This is a genomic window from Luteimonas cucumeris (assembly GCF_007830035.1).
GTDB lineage: Bacteria > Pseudomonadota > Gammaproteobacteria > Xanthomonadales > Xanthomonadaceae > Luteimonas_C > Luteimonas_C cucumeris.
Genome location: NZ_VLKN01000007.1, coordinates 118,375 through 134,275, shown reverse-complemented (window position 1 = coordinate 134,275; position 15,901 = coordinate 118,375). Strand labels below are relative to the sequence as shown.

Annotated in this window: 20 protein-coding genes; 3 read left to right on the top strand and 17 right to left on the bottom strand. The window is 67.1% G+C overall.

Going from position 1 to position 15,901, the window contains the following annotated elements; genetic code table 11:
- Positions 1-87 precede the first annotated feature (87 nt).
- From ptsP to IP90_RS14400, 14 genes are all read right to left on the bottom strand, one after another.
- Positions 88-1,809 carry a phosphoenolpyruvate--protein phosphotransferase gene (gene ptsP / locus IP90_RS14465; RefSeq protein WP_144900362.1) on the bottom strand — a complete coding sequence of 574 codons (1,722 nt, stop codon included), beginning with the start codon at positions 1,807-1,809 and terminating at the stop codon, positions 88-90.
- Positions 1,809-2,078 carry an HPr family phosphocarrier protein gene (locus tag IP90_RS14460; RefSeq protein ID WP_144900361.1) on the bottom strand — a complete coding sequence of 90 codons (270 nt, stop codon included), beginning with the start codon at positions 2,076-2,078 and terminating at the stop codon, positions 1,809-1,811. The genes ptsP and IP90_RS14460 overlap by 1 nt, the downstream gene beginning before the upstream one ends.
- Before the next feature lie 56 nt (positions 2,079-2,134).
- Positions 2,135-2,527 carry a PTS sugar transporter subunit IIA gene (locus IP90_RS14455; RefSeq protein WP_144900360.1) on the bottom strand — a complete coding sequence of 131 codons (393 nt, stop codon included), beginning with the start codon at positions 2,525-2,527 and terminating at the stop codon, positions 2,135-2,137.
- A 195-nt stretch (positions 2,528-2,722) separates the two neighbouring features.
- Positions 2,723-3,580 carry a MipA/OmpV family protein gene (locus IP90_RS14450; RefSeq protein ID WP_199753497.1) on the bottom strand — a complete coding sequence of 286 codons (858 nt, stop codon included), beginning with the start codon at positions 3,578-3,580 and terminating at the stop codon, positions 2,723-2,725.
- Between the two features lie 77 nt (positions 3,581-3,657).
- The gene (gene rapZ / locus IP90_RS14445) at positions 3,658-4,548 is read right to left on the bottom strand and encodes an RNase adapter RapZ (RefSeq protein ID WP_144900359.1); all 891 of its coding nucleotides are present in this window, start codon (positions 4,546-4,548) and stop codon (positions 3,658-3,660) included.
- A gap of 227 nt (positions 4,549-4,775) precedes the next feature.
- Positions 4,776-5,723 (bottom strand): HPr(Ser) kinase/phosphatase, encoded by a 948-nt coding sequence (hprK, locus tag IP90_RS14440; RefSeq protein ID WP_144900358.1) that lies wholly within the window; start codon positions 5,721-5,723, stop codon positions 4,776-4,778.
- Complete coding sequence (locus IP90_RS14435) at positions 5,720-6,199, bottom strand: PTS sugar transporter subunit IIA (protein ID WP_144900357.1); 480 nt, start codon at positions 6,197-6,199, stop codon at positions 5,720-5,722. The genes hprK and IP90_RS14435 overlap by 4 nt, the downstream gene beginning before the upstream one ends.
- Positions 6,200-6,215: 16 nt before the next feature.
- Positions 6,216-6,542: a ribosome hibernation-promoting factor, HPF/YfiA family gene (gene hpf / locus IP90_RS14430; protein WP_144900356.1), complete on the bottom strand. Its 327-nt coding sequence runs from the start codon at positions 6,540-6,542 to the stop codon at positions 6,216-6,218.
- A 138-nt stretch (positions 6,543-6,680) separates the two neighbouring features.
- On the bottom strand, positions 6,681-8,129 hold the full coding sequence (locus IP90_RS14425) for an RNA polymerase factor sigma-54 (RefSeq protein WP_144900355.1): 1,449 nt from the start codon (positions 8,127-8,129) through the stop codon (positions 6,681-6,683).
- 44 nt (positions 8,130-8,173) lie between these two features.
- On the bottom strand, positions 8,174-8,893 hold the full coding sequence (gene lptB / locus IP90_RS14420; protein ID WP_144900354.1) for an LPS export ABC transporter ATP-binding protein: 720 nt from the start codon (positions 8,891-8,893) through the stop codon (positions 8,174-8,176).
- Positions 8,893-9,420, bottom strand: coding sequence for a lipopolysaccharide transport periplasmic protein LptA (gene lptA / locus IP90_RS14415; protein ID WP_144900353.1), 528 nt, complete (start codon positions 9,418-9,420; stop codon positions 8,893-8,895). Before lptA ends, lptB begins: the two co-directional genes overlap by 1 nt.
- Positions 9,398-9,961 carry an LPS export ABC transporter periplasmic protein LptC gene (gene lptC / locus IP90_RS14410; RefSeq protein ID WP_144900352.1) on the bottom strand — a complete coding sequence of 188 codons (564 nt, stop codon included), beginning with the start codon at positions 9,959-9,961 and terminating at the stop codon, positions 9,398-9,400. The genes lptA and lptC overlap by 23 nt, the downstream gene beginning before the upstream one ends.
- Positions 9,958-10,497 carry a KdsC family phosphatase gene (locus tag IP90_RS14405; protein ID WP_144900351.1) on the bottom strand — a complete coding sequence of 180 codons (540 nt, stop codon included), beginning with the start codon at positions 10,495-10,497 and terminating at the stop codon, positions 9,958-9,960. Before IP90_RS14405 ends, lptC begins: the two co-directional genes overlap by 4 nt.
- Positions 10,498-10,601: 104 nt before the next feature.
- On the bottom strand, positions 10,602-11,603 hold the full coding sequence (locus IP90_RS14400) for a KpsF/GutQ family sugar-phosphate isomerase (RefSeq protein WP_144900350.1): 1,002 nt from the start codon (positions 11,601-11,603) through the stop codon (positions 10,602-10,604).
- A 143-nt stretch (positions 11,604-11,746) separates the two neighbouring features.
- Here IP90_RS14400 and IP90_RS14395 point away from each other — a divergent pair, with 143 nt between their 5' ends.
- The 3 genes from IP90_RS14395 (at position 11,747) to IP90_RS14385 (ending at position 13,635) form a co-directional block, all read left to right on the top strand.
- On the top strand, positions 11,747-11,986 hold the full coding sequence (locus IP90_RS14395) for a BolA family protein (RefSeq protein ID WP_144900349.1): 240 nt from the start codon (positions 11,747-11,749) through the stop codon (positions 11,984-11,986).
- Positions 11,987-12,076: 90 nt separating this feature from the next.
- A complete protein-coding gene (murA, locus tag IP90_RS14390; protein ID WP_144900348.1) occupies positions 12,077-13,333 on the top strand; it encodes a UDP-N-acetylglucosamine 1-carboxyvinyltransferase in 1,257 nt (418 codons plus the stop codon).
- Positions 13,330-13,635 (top strand): EF-hand domain-containing protein, encoded by a 306-nt coding sequence (locus tag IP90_RS14385; RefSeq protein WP_144900347.1) that lies wholly within the window; start codon positions 13,330-13,332, stop codon positions 13,633-13,635. The genes murA and IP90_RS14385 overlap by 4 nt, the downstream gene beginning before the upstream one ends.
- Positions 13,636-13,682: 47 nt before the next feature.
- On the opposite strand, the gene IP90_RS14380 is transcribed toward IP90_RS14385, so the two are convergent.
- From IP90_RS14380 to purN, 3 genes are read right to left on the bottom strand one after another with little or no spacing between them, the layout of a single operon-like run.
- On the bottom strand, positions 13,683-14,375 hold the full coding sequence (locus IP90_RS14380) for a DUF3108 domain-containing protein (RefSeq protein ID WP_144900346.1): 693 nt from the start codon (positions 14,373-14,375) through the stop codon (positions 13,683-13,685).
- Positions 14,376-14,377: 2 nt separating this feature from the next.
- Positions 14,378-15,175 (bottom strand): DUF3108 domain-containing protein, encoded by a 798-nt coding sequence (locus tag IP90_RS14375; protein ID WP_144900345.1) that lies wholly within the window; start codon positions 15,173-15,175, stop codon positions 14,378-14,380.
- Positions 15,172-15,858 carry a phosphoribosylglycinamide formyltransferase gene (gene purN / locus IP90_RS14370; protein ID WP_144900412.1) on the bottom strand — a complete coding sequence of 229 codons (687 nt, stop codon included), beginning with the start codon at positions 15,856-15,858 and terminating at the stop codon, positions 15,172-15,174. The genes IP90_RS14375 and purN overlap by 4 nt, the downstream gene beginning before the upstream one ends.
- Between the last annotated feature and the right edge of the window lie 43 nt (positions 15,859-15,901).

Sequence of the window (15,901 nt, the reverse complement as noted above, 5' to 3'; positions counted from 1 at the left end):
GGCGATGGCTGCGGACCGGCGCGCAGTATCGCATTGCAGATTGCGACGGTGCAGGCAGCTGTTGCGCCTGGCGGCCCGAGCGGGTCGTCAGGCCGCCGTGTTGGCCTGCATCCAGCGCTCGATCGCCTCACGGTCCCGCGCCCGCAGCAATGCGCCGCTGCGCTTGCGCAGCTCGACCAGGTTGCATTCGCGAACAGCCTTGCGCACTTCCAGCAGCGTGGTCGGATGCAGGCTGAATTCGCTCAGGCCCAGCGCTAGCAGCAGCGGCGTAAACAGCGCGTCGCCCGCCATTTCGCCGCACACCGCCACCGGCTTGCCGCGCATGTGCGCGGTGCGGATCACGTTGTGCAGCAGGCGCATCACCGCGGGGTGCAGTGGCGAGTACAACTCGGACAGCGCGTCGTTGTTGCGGTCCACCGCCAGCAGGTACTGCACCAGGTCGTTGGTGCCGACCGACAGGAAGTCGATCGCGCCGATGAACCCGGGCAGGGCGATCGCCGCGGCCGGGACCTCGATCATCGCGCCCAACGGGATGTGTTCGGCGATCTCGTGGCCGCTGTTGCCAAGCTCGCGGATCACGCGCTTCAGCAGCTTGCGCACCACCATGATTTCCTCGCGGCAGCTGACCATCGGCACCAAAATACGTACCGGGCCGTAGCCGCTGGCGCGCACGATCGCGCGCAGCTGCGTCTCGAACAGGCCGGCGTGCGACAGCGACAGCCGCACACCGCGCACGCCGAGCGCGGGATTGGGCTCGTCGCCCATCACCAGGCCGGTGCGGTCGGCCTTGTCCGCGCCCAGGTCGAGGGTGCGGATCGTCACGGTGCGCCCGGTCATGCCCAGTACCACGTCGCGGTACGCGCGGAACTGCTCGTCCTCGTCGGGTACCTCGTTGCGCTGCAGGAACAGGAACTCGGTGCGGTACAGGCCGATGCCGGCAGAACCCAGTGCGTGCGCCTCCGCGACGTCGTCGCGCGATTCGGCGTTCGCGTACAGCTTGATGTCGATGCCGTCGAGGGTGCGCGCCGGTTCGCGGCGCAGGCGATGCAGCTGCTTGCGTTCGCGCGCCAGTTCGCGCACCCGGATGCGATGTGAACGCAGATCGGCGGCGTCGGGCTCGACGATCAACTCGCCGTTGCCGCCATCGACCATCAGCACGTCGCCGTCGTTGACCTTCTGCAGGGCCTGAGCGGCGCCGACGATCAGCGGCAGGTGGAGGCTGCGGGCCAGAATCGCGCTGTGCGAAAGCACGCTGCCCGCCGAGGTGACGATCGCGACCACGCCCTGCGCCTGCAACTGCGCGATCTCCGCCGGCGCCACGTTGTCGGTCACCAGGATCTCGCCGGAGGTGCCGCGCGGGCGGACATCGCGCCGGTGCAGAGCGGCGTGGATGCGTCCGATGACCTGGTCGATGTCGTCGACGCGGCTCCTGAAATACGCGTCGTCCATACCGGCGAACACGCCCGCCAGGCGGTCGCGCTGCAGTCGCAGCGCATAGTCGGCACTGTAGCGTCCGGTGCGGATCAGGTCGTCCAGGCCCTGCAGCAGTTCCGGGTCATCCAGTAGCAGCGAGTGCAGATCGAGGAACTCGCCGACCTCGTGCACCAGCGCGCCATGCAGACGTTCGCGCAGGTCGCGCATTTCGCCACGCACGATATCGATGGCGGCGTGCAGCCTGGCCAGTTCGGCATCGACCTTGTCGGCGGCGATGCGTTCCTCGACGACATCCAGCACATGCGGCAAACGGACCCGGGCGCGGCCCAGCGCGTTGCCGCGCGAGGCACCATGACCGGGCAGGAGTTGCCGCATCAGGAACCCTCGTCGAAGTTGCGCGCGAACAGGTCGCTGGCGGCATCGGCCGCCGCGGCCTCGTCCTCGCCGTCCACGTGCAGGGTTACCACGGTGCCCTGGCCCGCGGCGAGCAGCATCACACCCATGATGCTTTTGGCATTGACCTCGCGGCCCTTGGCGGTGAGCGTGGCATTGCATCGATAGCCGGACAGCAGCTGCACCAGCTTGGCGGTGGCGCGCGCGTGCAGGCCGAGACGATTGCTGACGACGAGTTCGCGTTCAAGCATGGCAGGGGGATTCCATTCCGGTGTTCGCGGAAAAAAGGACAGGGGCGGGCAGGCGCTCAGGCGTCATCGACGATCGCTCCGTTGCGGGCACCGGCGGCGGCGATCGCCGGCAGTTCGTCCAGGGCCAGGTCGGCGTAGTTCATCACCCGCAGCAGCATCGGCAGGCTCAGGCCGGACACGCGCCGCAGCGGCGTGCCGAGGCGGGCGAGCTTCGCCGTCAGGTTGCTGGGCGTGGCGCCGTACAGGTCGGTCAACACCAGCACGCCGTCGCCGCCGTCGACCCGGCGCAATGCGGCGCTGGCCTCCGGCAGCAGGGCGTCCGGATCGCCGTCGAACGATACCTCGAACGCCTCGGTGCGCAGCGGCAACTGCCGTAGCAGCTGCGTCGCCACCGCGATCAATGGCGCGGCGATGCCTTGGTGGGTGATGAGCAGGATGCCGACGGCCATGCGATCAAGTTAGCAGACCAGGGTGACGGCAAGAAAGCGGGCCTGCGGGATGGAGCATCGCACATCCGCGTTGCCCGGTTGTTCCCGGCCGACGCAACCCGGCAATGAATAATTCGATGCAGTGATGGGACCAGCGCGCCGACCTGGATTGCCGGGCGATGTCGCACGGATGCCAACAGCCGTGGTGACAGATGCTCAGCGAGGCTGGCCACCGAACGACCGCGAGAAGCCGAAGAATACCGACGGCACGCCACCGCTGTCGTCATCGACCAGGGGACTGTCGACGATGCTGCTGGGCAGCCAGCGGTAGTCGACGGCGGCCACGAACAGCCAGCGATCGCGCAGGCGTTGCAGGTAGCCCAGGCCGACCTCGGGTACGACCGCCGAGCCGGGCCGGTAGCGCGGCACGCCGCGCTTCTCTTCTTCCGGCAAGGTGCCGTAGTAGTAGTCCGACAGTCCGCCGGACCAGTGGCTCACGCCGACATGCGGCGTCAGCAGGCCCGGCCCGACCCGGAACGCGCTTCTGTAATCCAGCGCGACTTCCACGCCGCCGCTGGCGTTGATGATGTCGCCCTTGGCCGACAGCGAAATCTTGCCGGCCCTGCCTGTCCAGGCCAGCTCCAGCCCGGCATCCAGGCCCGCGTCGCGATCGCTCAGCAGCGCACGGTCGATGCCGACCGCGGCCAGGCGGGTTGCGTCCAGGTCTTCCGCGTCCCAGCCGTCGAGCCGGACCGCGACGATCGCGTCCAGTTCGAAACCATCGCGCTGGAGCAGGTGCACGCCACCGTTGATGCCGCGGAAGAACACGCGTTCGCCTTCGTAGGCGATGGTCGGCACGACGTAGGTGCGGGTGTCCTCGCCGAGCAGCAGGCCTTCGCTCCACATCACCGCCACGCCCAGCGATACGCCGCGCGACATCCGTGCATACGCATCCGCTGATGCCTCGTCCTGCACGGCCGTGGACGCACCCTGCATATCCGCGCATCTAGCCTCCGCGACCATGGCGGCCGACAGCAGAGCGGTCGCGAGAAGCAGCGGGGCGCGTGAATTCATTGACGGCAGCGTGTGTGCGCGGCAGTGAAGGACATGTCACGAGGCGGCGCTGGACGGACAGCCCCAGGAATATCCTGTCAATCCAGCTCGCGATGGTGCACCGCCACTTCTGCCCAGCCGCGCTCGCGGGCGTGTGCGGCAAGGCGCTCGGCCAGGTACACCGAACGGTGGCGGCCGCCGGTACAGCCAAAGGCAACGGTGACGTAGCTGCGCGTGTCCGATTGCATGCGCGGCAGCCAGGTGTCGAGGAAGGATGCGACCTGGGCGACGTATTCGCCAGCCTCGGACTGCGCTTCGAGGAATTCGCGCACGGCCGCGTCGCGGCCGGACAGCGGCCGCAGTTCCGCGTTCCAGTGCGGATTGGCCAGGCCACGTGCGTCGAACACGAAATCCGCATCGGCCGGCACGCCGCGCCGGTAGGCGAAGGATTCGAACAACAGCGACAGCTTCGCGTCGGAATTCAGGCCGAACTCGGTGATCACCTGCCGCCGCAGCTGGTGGACGTTGAGCGTGCTGGTGTCGATGACCACGTCGGCCAGCGTGCGCAGGGGCTTGAGCACCTGCCGCTCCAGCGAGATCGCATCGGCCAGCGACAGGCCGAGGTGGCTGAGCGGATGGCGCCGGCGCGTATCGGCGTAGCGCTTCAGCAGCACTTCGTCGTGAGTGTCGAAGAACACCAGCCGCGGATCCAGCCCCAGCGCGCCGACCGCGGACAGCCATTGCGGGAGGTTGGCCAGGTCGCTGCGGCTGCGGATGTCGATGCCGACCGCGAGTTTTTCCGGCATGCCGTCGTCGCGCGCCACGCCGCGCACGAAATCCGGCAGCAGTTCCGCCGGCAGGTTGTCGACGCAGTAGAAGCCCAGGTCCTCGAACGTCTTCAGCGCCACCGATTTGCCGGCGCCGGACATGCCGCTGACCACGATCAGCGTCTGGTCGGTGTCGTCGTTGGTCGGGGCAGGGGTATTCATGTGGCGGCGGATCCGAGAGTGTGCGTGATCATCCGTTTTTGTGTAGGTAGAGTCGAGCTTGCTCGACTGCTCTTGATTTTTTCCTTCCCCTTCAAGGGGAAGGCCGGGATGGGGATGGGTTTGATGTTGCTGTGAAGTACAAAGTCAAACCCATCCCCACCCAACCCTCCCCTTGAAGGGGAGGGCCAAGAGCAGTCGAGCAGGATCTCTACGAAAGTGGGCGGGGCTCACGTGGCGCGCTCCAGGAAATGCGAGTGCCGCGCCATGAACGCCGCCGCCGGATCCACGCCCTTGGCGCGCAGGATATGCGTGCGCGTGGCCGCCTCGGTCAGCACCGCCAGGTTGCGACCCGGCATCACCGGCAGGGTGATCATCGGTACGTCGAGGTCCAGCACGCGGCGCAGGCCGACATCACCCGTGAGCCGTTCGATGCCGCTGGGCTGGGGTTCCAGGTGCGGTCGCGTCAGGTGCACGATCAGGCGCAGGTATTTGTTACGTTTCACCGCGGTGTCGCCGAACATCTGACGGATGTTGAGCACGCCCAGGCCGCGCAGTTCCAGCAGGTCCTGCAGCATTTCCGGGCAGGTGCCATCGAGTACGTCGGGCGCGATCTGGGTGAACTCCGGGGCGTCGTCGGCGACCAGGCGATGGCCGCGCGTGACCAGTTCCAGCGCCAGTTCGCTCTTGCCCGATCCGGATTCGCCGGTGATCAGCACGCCGATCGAATAGATCTCCATGAACACGCCATGCAGTGTGATCCGCGGCGCCAGCGTGCGCGCCAAGTGGTATTGCAGGTGGTTGAGCAGTTCGTGGCCGCGCTTCGGCGAGCTCCACAGCGGCGTGTCGGATTCCTCCGCGGCCAGGCGCAGGTCTTCCGGACAGGTCTGGTTCTTGCTGATCACCAGAGCCAGCGGTCGGAACTGGATCAATTTCTCGATGGTTTCCCAGCGCTGGCGCGAATCCAGCGCATCCAGCCACGACAATTCCTCGGTGCCGAGGATCTGTACCTTGTTGGGATAGATGATGTTGAGGTAGCCCGACAGCGATGGGCGCCGGGCCACGGTGTCGACCGATTCCAGCACGCGCTCGGCGCCGCGCTCGCCGGCCAGCCAACGCAGTTCCAGGCGTTCGCGCTGCTGCTCGAACAGCTCGCGCGCGGTGATGCGTTCGCTCATGCCCGCCTCGCGTCCGCGTGCAGTGTTTCCACTGGTCCTGCCAGCAGGCGCAGCAGCGCCTGCGCGTCGTCGGCTTCGCGCAGTGCGGAGCGGAAGTCGGCGTCGGCGAAGCGCTCGGCCAGCTCCGACAGTAGCTGCAGATGCTGCTGGGTGAAATGTTCGGGCACGATCAGCGCGAACACCAGGTCGACGGCTTGGCCGTCGCTGGCGCCGAAATCGATCGGCTCGACCAGCCGCAGGAAGGCACCACGCGGTTCGCCGAGGACGGCACTGCGACCATGCGGGATGGCGATGCCGTGGCCGATCGCGGTGCTGCCCAGGCGCTCGCGCTGGCGCAGGCCGTCGGCGATGGCGGTGGCCTGTGCCGGGTCGTCGCCGGACAGCAGGCGCGCGGCGACCTCGATCACGGCGGCGCGGTCGCCGGCTTCGACCGCGGGCAGGATCCGCCCCGCGGACAACAACTGGTTGAGCGGCATGGCCGATGGCGGCCCGTCAGCCGAAATCGCCGCTGCGTGCGATGCCATCGCCACGGCGGTGTTCGACCATCTTGTCCTTGTGCTTGACCAGCAGGCGGTCGAGCTTGTCGGCGAGGAGATCGATGGCGGCGTACATGTCGATGGCATTGGCGTCTGCGTGCAGGGTACGGCCGGCCAGGTTGACGGTGGCTTCGGCGCGGTGGTCGGGTTTGTCGATGCTCAGCTGGGTGCGCACATCGAAGGGCTGGTCGAAATGCCTGGACAGCCGCGCGAGTTTGCTTTCGACGTAGTCGCGGAGGGCCGGGGTGATCTCGATCTGCTGGCCATGGGTTTCGATGCGCATCGGTAACCTCCTGCGTGGTGTGGTGGCGAAACGAGTGTCAAGCCGGATTGAAGCGTGACCAGCTTCGCCGATTCGCGGCAAGCCGCGGTGAAGGCAAGGTTAAGTCCGGGCCGTTGGCCGGCTTCGGCGCGAACGGGTTCAGCCGATCCTGACGCGCTCATGGGAGGAGGGGATATGCATCGCTTCGCGGTATTTTGCCACGGTGCGGCGCGCCACCGGCACGCCGGCCGCCTTCAGCGACAACGCCAGGCTGGCGTCGGACAGCGGTTTGCGTGGATTCTCGGCGTGGATCAGTTCGCGGATCATGGCCTGGATGGCCGTGCTGGAGGTGCCGCCGCCGCCGTCGGTGTCGATGCCCGAGGCGAAGAACGCGCGCAGCGGAATGGTGCCGCGTGGGGTGCGCACGTACTTGCGCGCGATCGCGCGCGAGATCGTCGACTCGTGCAGGTCGACTTCGCCGGCGACCTCGCGCAGCGTCAGCGGGCGCAGCGCCTGTTCGCCGAATTCGAGGAAGCCCGACTGCTGGCGGATCAGGCAGCGCATCACCTTGAGGAGGGTTTCACCGCGTGCTTCGATGCTGCGCAGCAGCCAGCGCGCTTCCTGCAGCCGGCCGCGCAGGTAGCCGGCATCGGCCTGCGAGGCGCCGCCGATCATGCGTTCGTAGCCGCGATGGATCGATACCCGTGGCGCGTAGTTGTGCGCCAGCGCGGCACGCCAGACGCCGTTCTGGCGCCAGACCACGCAGTCGGGGCTGACATAGGTGTCGCTGGCCACGCCGCCGACCTGCGCACCCGGTCGCGGATCGAGCGAACGCAGTGCCTGCACTGCGACGTTGACGCTGTCGACATCGCAGCCCAGTTCCTGCGCCAAGCCGTCGATGCCGACCTTCGGCAAGCGTTCGATCGGCCCGGCAGCGATCCGCAGCGCCAGCGCCTTGCCGGGCGTTTCGTCCGGCAGCAGCGCCAGTTGCAGGCTCAGGCATTCGCCCAGCGTGCGCGCACCGACGCCGGCCGGGTCGAAGCGCTGGATCTGGCGCAGGACGGTGAGAATCTCGTCATTGCTGGCGTGGACATCGGGGCGCAGGCTGTCGGCGATCGCATCCAGCGATTCGCGCAGGTAGCCGTCATCGTCGAGCGCGTCGATCAGCATCGCGCCGATGCGACGGTCGCGCAGCGACAGATGGGTCAGGTGCAGCTGCCATAACAGGTGGTCGCCAAGCGTTTCCGGCTCGGCGACGCGATCGGCGGCGTCATCGTGATCGTCATCGCGATCGGAGGACGGGCCGATGCGTTCATGCCAGGCTTCCTCGCCGATCGTCCACGGCTCGTCGTTTTCCTGGCCGGCGGCAGGCTGTTCGGTCGCGCTGCTGCCGTTGCCGGTGCCGTTCTCGGCGTGGCGGCCTTCGGGAATCGCGATTTCCGGGGGCGCGGCTTCATCGGTCCAGTCCAGCAGCGGATTGCTCTCGACAGCCGCGGCGATCTCCGCTTCCAGCTCGGTCGCCGACATCTGCAACAGCTGGATCGCCTGGCGCAGCTGTGGCGTCATCACCAGGTGTTGCGACAGGGAGGTCTGGAGTCTGGGCTTCATATCCGTAACAGGTAACGCATCCAGGCGGGCCCGTCGGCCGTGCGTTACAGGCGGAAAGCTTCTCCGAGGTAGACGCGGCGGACATCGGGGTTGGACAGCAGCGCGTCCGGAGCCCCCTGCGCGAGCACGCTGCCATCGTGGAGGATATACGCGCGGTCGCAAATGCCCAAGGTCTCGCGCACGTTGTGGTCGGTGATCAGCACGCCGATGCCGCGGCTCTTGAGGTGGGTGACGATGCGCTGGATCTCGCCGACCGAGATCGGGTCGACGCCGGCGAACGGCTCGTCGAGCAGCATCAGGCGCGGACGGGCGGCCAGCGCGCGCGCGATCTCGACGCGGCGGCGCTCGCCGCCGGACAGACTGGCGCCGATCTGGTCGGCGACGTGGGTCACCTGCAGTTCGTCCATCAGGCTGGCCAGTTCGCGCTCACGCCCAGCGGAATCCAGGTCCGCGCGCAATTCCAGCACCAGGCGCAGGTTGTCGGCCACGGTGAGCTTGCGGAACACCGACGGCTCCTGCGGCAGGTAGCCGACGCCGAGCTTGGCGCGGGTGTACATCGGCTCGTGGGTGATGTCGCGGCCGTCGAGCACGATCTCGCCGGCATCGGCCGGCACCAGGCCGACGATCATGTAGAAACACGTGGTCTTGCCGGCGCCGTTGGGGCCGAGCAGGCCGACCACTTCGCCGGCATCGAGGGTCAGCGCGAAATCGCGCACCACTTCGCGCGAGCGGTATGCCTTGCGCAGGCCGCGCGCGACCAGCATTACTTCTTCCCTTGCGCGGGCTGGGCGGCCGAGCGCGGCAAGATCGTGGTCTTGACGCGGCCGCCGCTGCCGCCGCCGCTGTCGATGCGTCCGGTGGTCATGTTGTAGGAGATCTTGGGGCCGCTGGTGCTGCCGCGCGCCTGCTCGACCAAGGCGTTGCCGATCAGCAGGATGGTTTCGGTGTTCAGGTCGTAATCGATCTTGTCGGCGCGCGCGGTCATCGGCGAGCCGTCGTCCATCTGCTGCTTCATCACCACCGGTGCGCCGGTGAACACGACGCGGCTGGGCTCGCCGTTCTTCAGCGTGACCTCGGCGCGTTGCGCACGGATGTCCAGCGAGCCCTGCTGGATATGCACGTTGCCGCTGATCACGTTGACGCTGTTGTCGGCGAAAGTGCCCGACTGCTGGTCCGAGGCGATGTTCATCGGCTGGTTGCGATCGTTCGTGCGCGCCAGGGCCGGCGCGACGAAGACCGTCGCCAGCACGGCGGCGAGGAGGGCCAGGCTAAGGGCTGGTCGAAGGGTCATAAGTGGATCGAACCTGTGAGTTGAACTGGTATTGCTTGGTCTTCAGGTCGGTTTCGAAGCCGCGACCCTGCAGTATAAAACCCGGTCGGGTGATGGTAACGAGCTCCGGCGTGCGGGCCAGGCTCTTGTCCGGGAATACGTTCAGCTGCGAAGTGGTCATCTTCACCGGCTGCGGTGCATTGTCCGGGCTGTCGACGCGGACATCGCCTTTCAGCCGGACTTCGTCGGCCTTGGCGCTGACCCAGGCGGTCTGCGATCGCGCCTGCCAATGCCCGCCCTGCTTGTCGGGGAAGAAGAACAGCGGCGTGGTCAGCGTCATGGTCTGGTCGTCGGGACGCCGGTTGAGCAGCGGCGCGCGCAGCGTGAAGGCCTCCGTGCCCTGCTTGTTGAGCGCGACCACTTCGAAATCCTTCAGCACGTAGTCGGGGCGGTCGCTGCGCTCGTCGGAAGGCCGGCGTTGATCGCGATGCGTCCACAGCGACCAGCCGGTGGCGATCGCGGCCGCCAGCAGCACCAGTCCCAGGATGATGCGCCAGCTCATGTGCCCAACGCCTGCAGTTGTCCGCTCCGGTCCTGAGCCACCAGCAGCATGTCGCAGAACTCGCGCGCCGCGCCTTCGCCGCCCCGGGCCTGGGTGCGCCAGTGGGCGTGGGCCAGCATCGATGCGTGCGCACTGGCCGGCACGACCGCCAGGCCCACGCGCGACATCACGGCCAGGTCGGGCAGGTCGTCGCCCATGAACGAGACTTCATCCAGGCCGATGCCGAGCCGCTGCGCGATCTGCTGCACGCAGTCCAGCTTGTCCTTGACGCCGATGCAGGACTCGACGCCGAGGTCGGCGGCGCGCCTCTCCGAGGCCAGGCTGGCGCGCGCGGTGACGAAGGCGACATGGATGCCATGCCTGCGCAGCAGCACCAGTCCCTGGCCATCGAGCACGTGGAAGGCTTTCGATTCGCGGCCTTCGCTGTCGAAGTACAGGCGTCCGTCGGTCAGCGTGCCGTCGACGTCGAAGCAGGCGAGCCGGATCCTGGTGGCGCGCGCGAGCAGATCGGCAGGGTAGTCGGCGGCTGGAGGCATCGAGTGTTCGGACTTGGGAAGAAAGATGGGGAACAGGACGCGGACAACGGGATGCTTCGCTTCTGCTTCGGCGATTCCTAATTCCCGGTCCCCAGTCCCGGCATTTAAACCACCCGCGCGCGCAACAGGTCGTGAATGTTGAGTGCGCCGACCACGCGACGCTCCTCGTCCACCACCAGCAACGCGTTGATCTTGTGCGCTTCCATCAGTTGCGCAGCCTCGACCGCCAGCCGGTCCGGAGCGATGGTCTTGGGCGCATGCGTCATCACCTCGGCAATCAGGGTGTTGCGCAGGTCGGCATGATCGTCGTCGAGGGTACGGCGCAGGTCGCCATCGGTGAACAGGCCGAGCAGCCGATCCTGGCCATCGACGATCGCGGTCATGCCCAGGCGCTTGCGGCTCATCTCCACCAGCGCCTCGCTGAGGCGAGCGGTCTCGCGCACTTTCGGCACTTCATCGCCGGCATGCATGACATCGGCGATGTGCAGCAGCAGGCGTCGGCCGAGCGTGCCGGCGGGGTGCGAGCGCGCGAAATCGTCGGCGGTGAAGCCGCGCGCCTCCAGCAGGGCCACGGCCAGCGCGTCGCCCATCGCCAGCGATGCGGTGGTGCTGGAGGTGGGCGCGAGGTCGAGCGGGCAGGCCTCGGTCGGCACGCTGACATCGAGATGCACGTCGGCCTCGCGCGCCAGCGTCGAGGCCGCGCGTCCGGTCATCGCGACCAAGCGGTTGCCTTGGCGCTTGAGCACCGGCAGCAGCATCAGCACTTCGTCGCTTTCGCCGGAATAGGACAGCGCCAGCAGCACGTCGGCGTCGGTGATCATGCCCAGGTCGCCGTGGCCGGCCTCGCCCGGATGCACGTAGAACGCCGGCGTGCCGGTCGAGGCGAGGGTGGCGGCGATCTTGCGCGCGATGTGGCCGGACTTGCCCATGCCGGTGCAGACCACGCGGCCGCGGCCGGCCAGGATCAGCTCGCAGGCGGCCGAGAACGCGCCGTCGATGCGCGCGGCCACGGCATCGAGGCCACGCGCTTCGATTTCGAAGACGCGACGGCCGCTGGCGGCGAGGGAACTGGAGGCGTCGGGAGTAGCGGGAATGTCGTTTGCCATTTCGTGGACGCAGGCTTTCCGCTAGGCTATTGCCTGCATTTTACGCGCTTCCCCCGTGAAAACCGCACTTGACACCGCGGTCGCACGGCGCGTCGCCCATCCGGCCGCTGGCCGACCTCCCCGTTTTCATCGCAGGCTCAGAATTGGACGCCAACACCATTCGTGGATTGATCGAACAGGGCCTGCCCGGTGCGCATGTCGTGGTTTCCGGCGATGACGGCGTGCATTTCGAAGCGACCGTGGTCGCCGAGGCCTTCCGCGGCAAGATGCCGCTGGCCCGGCACCGCCTGGTCTACGCCACGCTCGGCGAGTTGATGGGTGGCGCGATCCACGCGCTGGCGTTGAAGACGTTGACGCCGGAAGAAGCGGGGGCTGGGAGCTAGGGACTGGCGGAACCAAACACGTTCATTGCTTCAAGAAGTCACTGAATTATTCCAGTCCCCATATCCCAGATCCCGGCTCCCCCAATACACATGCAGAAAATCGTAGTTACCGGCGGTACGCCGCTCCATGGCGAAGTCCGCATCTCCGGCGCCAAGAACGCCGTGCTGCCGATCCTGTGCGCGGCGCTGCTGACCGACGAGCCGGTCGCTATCAGCAACGTGCCGAACCTGCACGACGTCAAGACCACGCTGCGGTTGCTCGCGGAGCTTGGCGTGGCGGTCGACGAAAACGGTGGCTCCCGCCTGACGCTGGATGCACGCAGCGTGCACAGCCACGTCGCGCCCTACGAACTGGTCAAGACCATGCGCGCATCGGTGCTGGTGCTGGGGCCGTTGCTGGCGCGTTTCGGCGATGCCGAAGTCTCGCTGCCGGGCGGCTGTGCGATCGGCTCGCGGCCGGTCGACCTGCACATCAAGGGCCTGCAGGCGCTAGGCGCGGAGATCAATGTCGACCATGGCTTCATCAAGGCCCGGGCCGGTCGCCTGAAGGGCGGGCGTGTGGTGTTCGATACGGTGTCGGTTGGCGCGACCGAGAACGTGCTGATGGCGGCGACGCTGGCCGCCGGTACCAGCGTGCTGGAAAACGCGGCGATGGAGCCGGAAATCGTCGATCTCGCCGCCTGCCTCAACGCACTGGGTGCCGACATCGAAGGCGCGGGCAGTGCGCGCATCGTGGTGCATGGCGTCGAGCGCCTGCATGGCGGTACGCACGGCGTGCTGCCGGACCGTATCGAGACCGGCACCTTCCTGGTCGCCGCGGCAATGACCGGCGGCCGCGTCACGGCCACGCACGCGCGTCCGGACACCCTGCAGGCGGTGCTGGCCAAGCTTGAGGAAGCCGGTGCGCAGATCGGTGGCGACGGCGACCGCATCACGCTCGACATGGGCGGCCGGCGGCCGAAGGCGGTCAACATCGTCACCGCGCCGCATCCTGCATTCCCCACCGACATGCAGGCGCAGTTCATGGCGATGAACTGCATCGCCGAAGGCGTCGGCAGCATCGACGAGACCATCTTCGAGAACCGTTTCATGCACGTGCAGGAACTGATCCGGCTCGGTGCCGACATCCGCGTCGATGGCAACCACGCCACGGTCCACGGCGTCGCGAAGCTTGGTGGCGCGCCGGTGATGGCGACCGACCTGCGCGCTTCCGCTTCGCTGATCCTAGCCGGACTGGTCGCCGAGGGCGACACCACGATCGACCGCATCTACCACCTCGACCGCGGCTACGAGAACATCGAGCAGAAGCTCGGCGATCTGGGCGCGAAGATCAGGCGCATCGGATGAAGACTCCCGCCTCGCGAAACCGCTTCAGCCTGCGCCGCAAGGTGGCCGCGGGCCTGTTGCTGCTGGTCGTCGCGTACGTCGCCTACGGCTATTTCGTCGGAATGGCATTTACTGCGGGCATACCGACCAGCGACATGGACTGGAATGGCGATGGCGTCGTGACCGGCAACGAGGTCGCGCAGGCCTGGCATGCCGTCGTGGTAAAGAAAACCGTGGAAGGCCAACGCGAATGCAAGGCCTTCAGCTGGCGCCGCAGCGGCGAATCGATCCGCGTCGATTGCCGTACGACGATGCAACCGTAGGGTGGGCCCCGGCCCACCGCCACACCCATCGCCGCGTCAATAAAAACTCACCGCAACGAAGTCAGCGTCAAATCCATCTCGTCCTTGCCGTCCCTGCGCTGAAGGATGCGTGCCGGCACCGGAAGCCCATCGACCACCCACACGATGTTCTCCTTGTTGCCGTCGGTGAACACCACCTTGGTCGCGGACTGCGCCTTGCCGTCGACAGTCAGCGTTTCCTTGCCGGCGATCTTGTAGTCCAGCTGCTTGATGCGGCCATCGTCGACCATGCGGTAGTGCAGCGGCTTGCCTGCGGCGACATCGCGGGCGATGGCGAGGTTGATCAGCATGCCGTCGAGGTCGCCGGGCTTGAGCTTCACCGGGCCGGCGCGGTCGGGCTTGATGTCGCCGGTCCAGCGCGCTTCGCCCTTGTCCCAGTCGTAGCTGGCATTGCGGTTGACCTTCTTGATCAGCAACAGCGAGGAGTCCTTGCTGGACAGTGGGCGCCACTTGCCGTTGTGGTCCTCGAACTCGGTCGACTGGGTGAGGTTGGCGACGTTGCTGCGGATGTTGAGTGTCACGGTGCCGCGATTGCCTTCGCCCGCGACGAGTTTCATCTGGCCCTTGCCGAGCATGCCCATGTAGTTGGCATCGTAGTCGGCGGTGAAGGGCTTGATCGCCCAGGCCGGCAGGCTGGCGGTGGCGATCAGTAATGCGGTGGTCGCGATGCGGACGACGTGCTTGCGGGAAATCATGGCCATGGTTACTGACTCCTGGTGTATTGCATGAGACGCAGGTCGAGGACGTCCTCGCCATCCTTGCGTTGCACGATCCGGACCGGCGTCGGCACGCCGTACGAGATCCAGAAGATGTTCTCCTCGTTGCCACTGCGCACGCGGGTGACGCGCATGGCGTTGTAGTCGAGGTCGTCGATGCTGACCTTTTCCAGTTCCGGCGATACCAGGTATTCATGGTCGCGCACGCGGCCGTTGTCGACAAAACGGTAGTGCAGCGATTTGCCCGGCTCGGCATCGCGGACAATCGCCAGATTGATCAGCAGCGCGCTCATGTCGCCGTCCTGCAGCGGGATGGCGGCACGGCGATCCTTCTTGACGTCGCCTTCCCAGACCGCGGAGCGGCTGTTCCAGTCGTAGGTGCCGGTGTTCTGCTTGTTCGAGAAGCGCGCCTTGCGCACCGTGCTCTGGGTCAGCGGCCGGTAGTGGCCGTCGGCGACGTCGAACAGGGTGCTTTGTTCCAGGTTGAGCCCGGCCAGCCGCGCCAGGCCGTGCGTGCCCTTCAGGCCCAGGTCGATGCGCCAGCGACCGCCGTCCAGTTGCACCACCTGCATCATCGCATCGCCGATCGGCTTGCCGCCGCGATAGACCTGGTAATCGGCGACGAAAGGCTGCAGCGGCGCCTGCACGGGTGCGGCGACCACCATCGTGTTGTCGGGCGCGGTGGCTTCCTGCGTCGCCGCGGGCATGGCCACGGGCATTGCCGGATCCTGCGCATGGGCAGCGGGAGCCAGCAACAGCAGCAACAAGGAGAAGATGCGGATCATTCAGCGCCTGCAGGGTGGACGAGGTCGCCGGCGCAATCTAAGTGCAGCGGCGTAAACAAGGTATGACCGTCCACGGCCACGGTTGTTCCGCATTCAGTCAATCGCCCGGCAACCGCGAGCCGCATCACCGCCACCAGCAACGGATGTTCCCGAGCCAGCACCCGCGCCGCCAGCGTTTCCGGGCTGTCGTCCGCATGTACCGGCACCCGTGCCTGCGCGATCACGGCGCCTGCATCCAGTTCCGGAATCACGAAATGCACGCTGGTACCGTGTTCTTGGTCTCCTGCCTCCAGCGCGCGGGCATGGGTACGCAGGCCGCGGTATTTGGGCAGCAGCGACGGATGGATGTTGAGCAGGCGTCCGCGGAATCGCTCGACGAATGCATCGCCGAGGATGCGCAGGTAGCCGGCGCAGACCACCCAGTCCGGCGAGCAGGCAGCGACGGCATCGCCCAGTTCGCGATCGAAATCCCCGCGCCGCGCATACGACTTCGCATCGCGGCTCCAGCGCAGCATTTCCGGCACGCGCTGCAGGGCCGGTGCGGCCGGCTTGTCGGAGAATACGCCGACGATTTCGCCATCGAGACGATTGCTGACGATGGCGTCGAGTAGTGCCTGCAGGTTGCTGCCGCGACTGGACGCCAGGACGGCAATGCGGCGCGGCCGGCCGCGTGAGGCGGCTATACCGGCGTCAGTCCCGATGGCCGGGGCCGAAGCCCCTCCGGAA

What these genes read in the sequence shown, in the direction of transcription:
- ptsP (WP_144900362.1), bottom strand. Translation starts at nt 1,809, where the DNA reads ATGCGGCAACTCCTGCCCGGTCATGGTGCCTCGCGCGGCAACGCGCTG.
- IP90_RS14460 (WP_144900361.1), bottom strand. Translation starts at nt 2,078, where the DNA reads ATGCTTGAACGCGAACTCGTCGTCAGCAATCGTCTCGGCCTGCACGCG.
- IP90_RS14455 (WP_144900360.1), bottom strand. Translation starts at nt 2,527, where the DNA reads ATGGCCGTCGGCATCCTGCTCATCACCCACCAAGGCATCGCCGCGCCA.
- IP90_RS14450 (WP_199753497.1), bottom strand. Translation starts at nt 3,580, where the DNA reads ATGAATTCACGCGCCCCGCTGCTTCTCGCGACCGCTCTGCTGTCGGCC.
- rapZ (WP_144900359.1), bottom strand. Translation starts at nt 4,548, where the DNA reads ATGAATACCCCTGCCCCGACCAACGACGACACCGACCAGACGCTGATC.
- hprK (WP_144900358.1), bottom strand. Translation starts at nt 5,723, where the DNA reads ATGAGCGAACGCATCACCGCGCGCGAGCTGTTCGAGCAGCAGCGCGAA.
- IP90_RS14435 (WP_144900357.1), bottom strand. Translation starts at nt 6,199, where the DNA reads ATGCCGCTCAACCAGTTGTTGTCCGCGGGGCGGATCCTGCCCGCGGTC.
- hpf (WP_144900356.1), bottom strand. Translation starts at nt 6,542, where the DNA reads ATGCGCATCGAAACCCATGGCCAGCAGATCGAGATCACCCCGGCCCTC.
- IP90_RS14425 (WP_144900355.1), bottom strand. Translation starts at nt 8,129, where the DNA reads ATGAAGCCCAGACTCCAGACCTCCCTGTCGCAACACCTGGTGATGACG.
- lptB (WP_144900354.1), bottom strand. Translation starts at nt 8,893, where the DNA reads ATGCTGGTCGCGCGCGGCCTGCGCAAGGCATACCGCTCGCGCGAAGTG.
- lptA (WP_144900353.1), bottom strand. Translation starts at nt 9,420, where the DNA reads ATGACCCTTCGACCAGCCCTTAGCCTGGCCCTCCTCGCCGCCGTGCTG.
- lptC (WP_144900352.1), bottom strand. Translation starts at nt 9,961, where the DNA reads ATGAGCTGGCGCATCATCCTGGGACTGGTGCTGCTGGCGGCCGCGATC.
- IP90_RS14405 (WP_144900351.1), bottom strand. Translation starts at nt 10,497, where the DNA reads ATGCCTCCAGCCGCCGACTACCCTGCCGATCTGCTCGCGCGCGCCACC.
- IP90_RS14400 (WP_144900350.1), bottom strand. Translation starts at nt 11,603, where the DNA reads ATGGCAAACGACATTCCCGCTACTCCCGACGCCTCCAGTTCCCTCGCC.
- murA (WP_144900348.1), top strand. Translation starts at nt 12,077, where the DNA reads ATGCAGAAAATCGTAGTTACCGGCGGTACGCCGCTCCATGGCGAAGTC.
- IP90_RS14385 (WP_144900347.1), top strand. Translation starts at nt 13,330, where the DNA reads ATGAAGACTCCCGCCTCGCGAAACCGCTTCAGCCTGCGCCGCAAGGTG.
- IP90_RS14380 (WP_144900346.1), bottom strand. Translation starts at nt 14,375, where the DNA reads ATGGCCATGATTTCCCGCAAGCACGTCGTCCGCATCGCGACCACCGCA.
- IP90_RS14375 (WP_144900345.1), bottom strand. Translation starts at nt 15,175, where the DNA reads ATGATCCGCATCTTCTCCTTGTTGCTGCTGTTGCTGGCTCCCGCTGCC.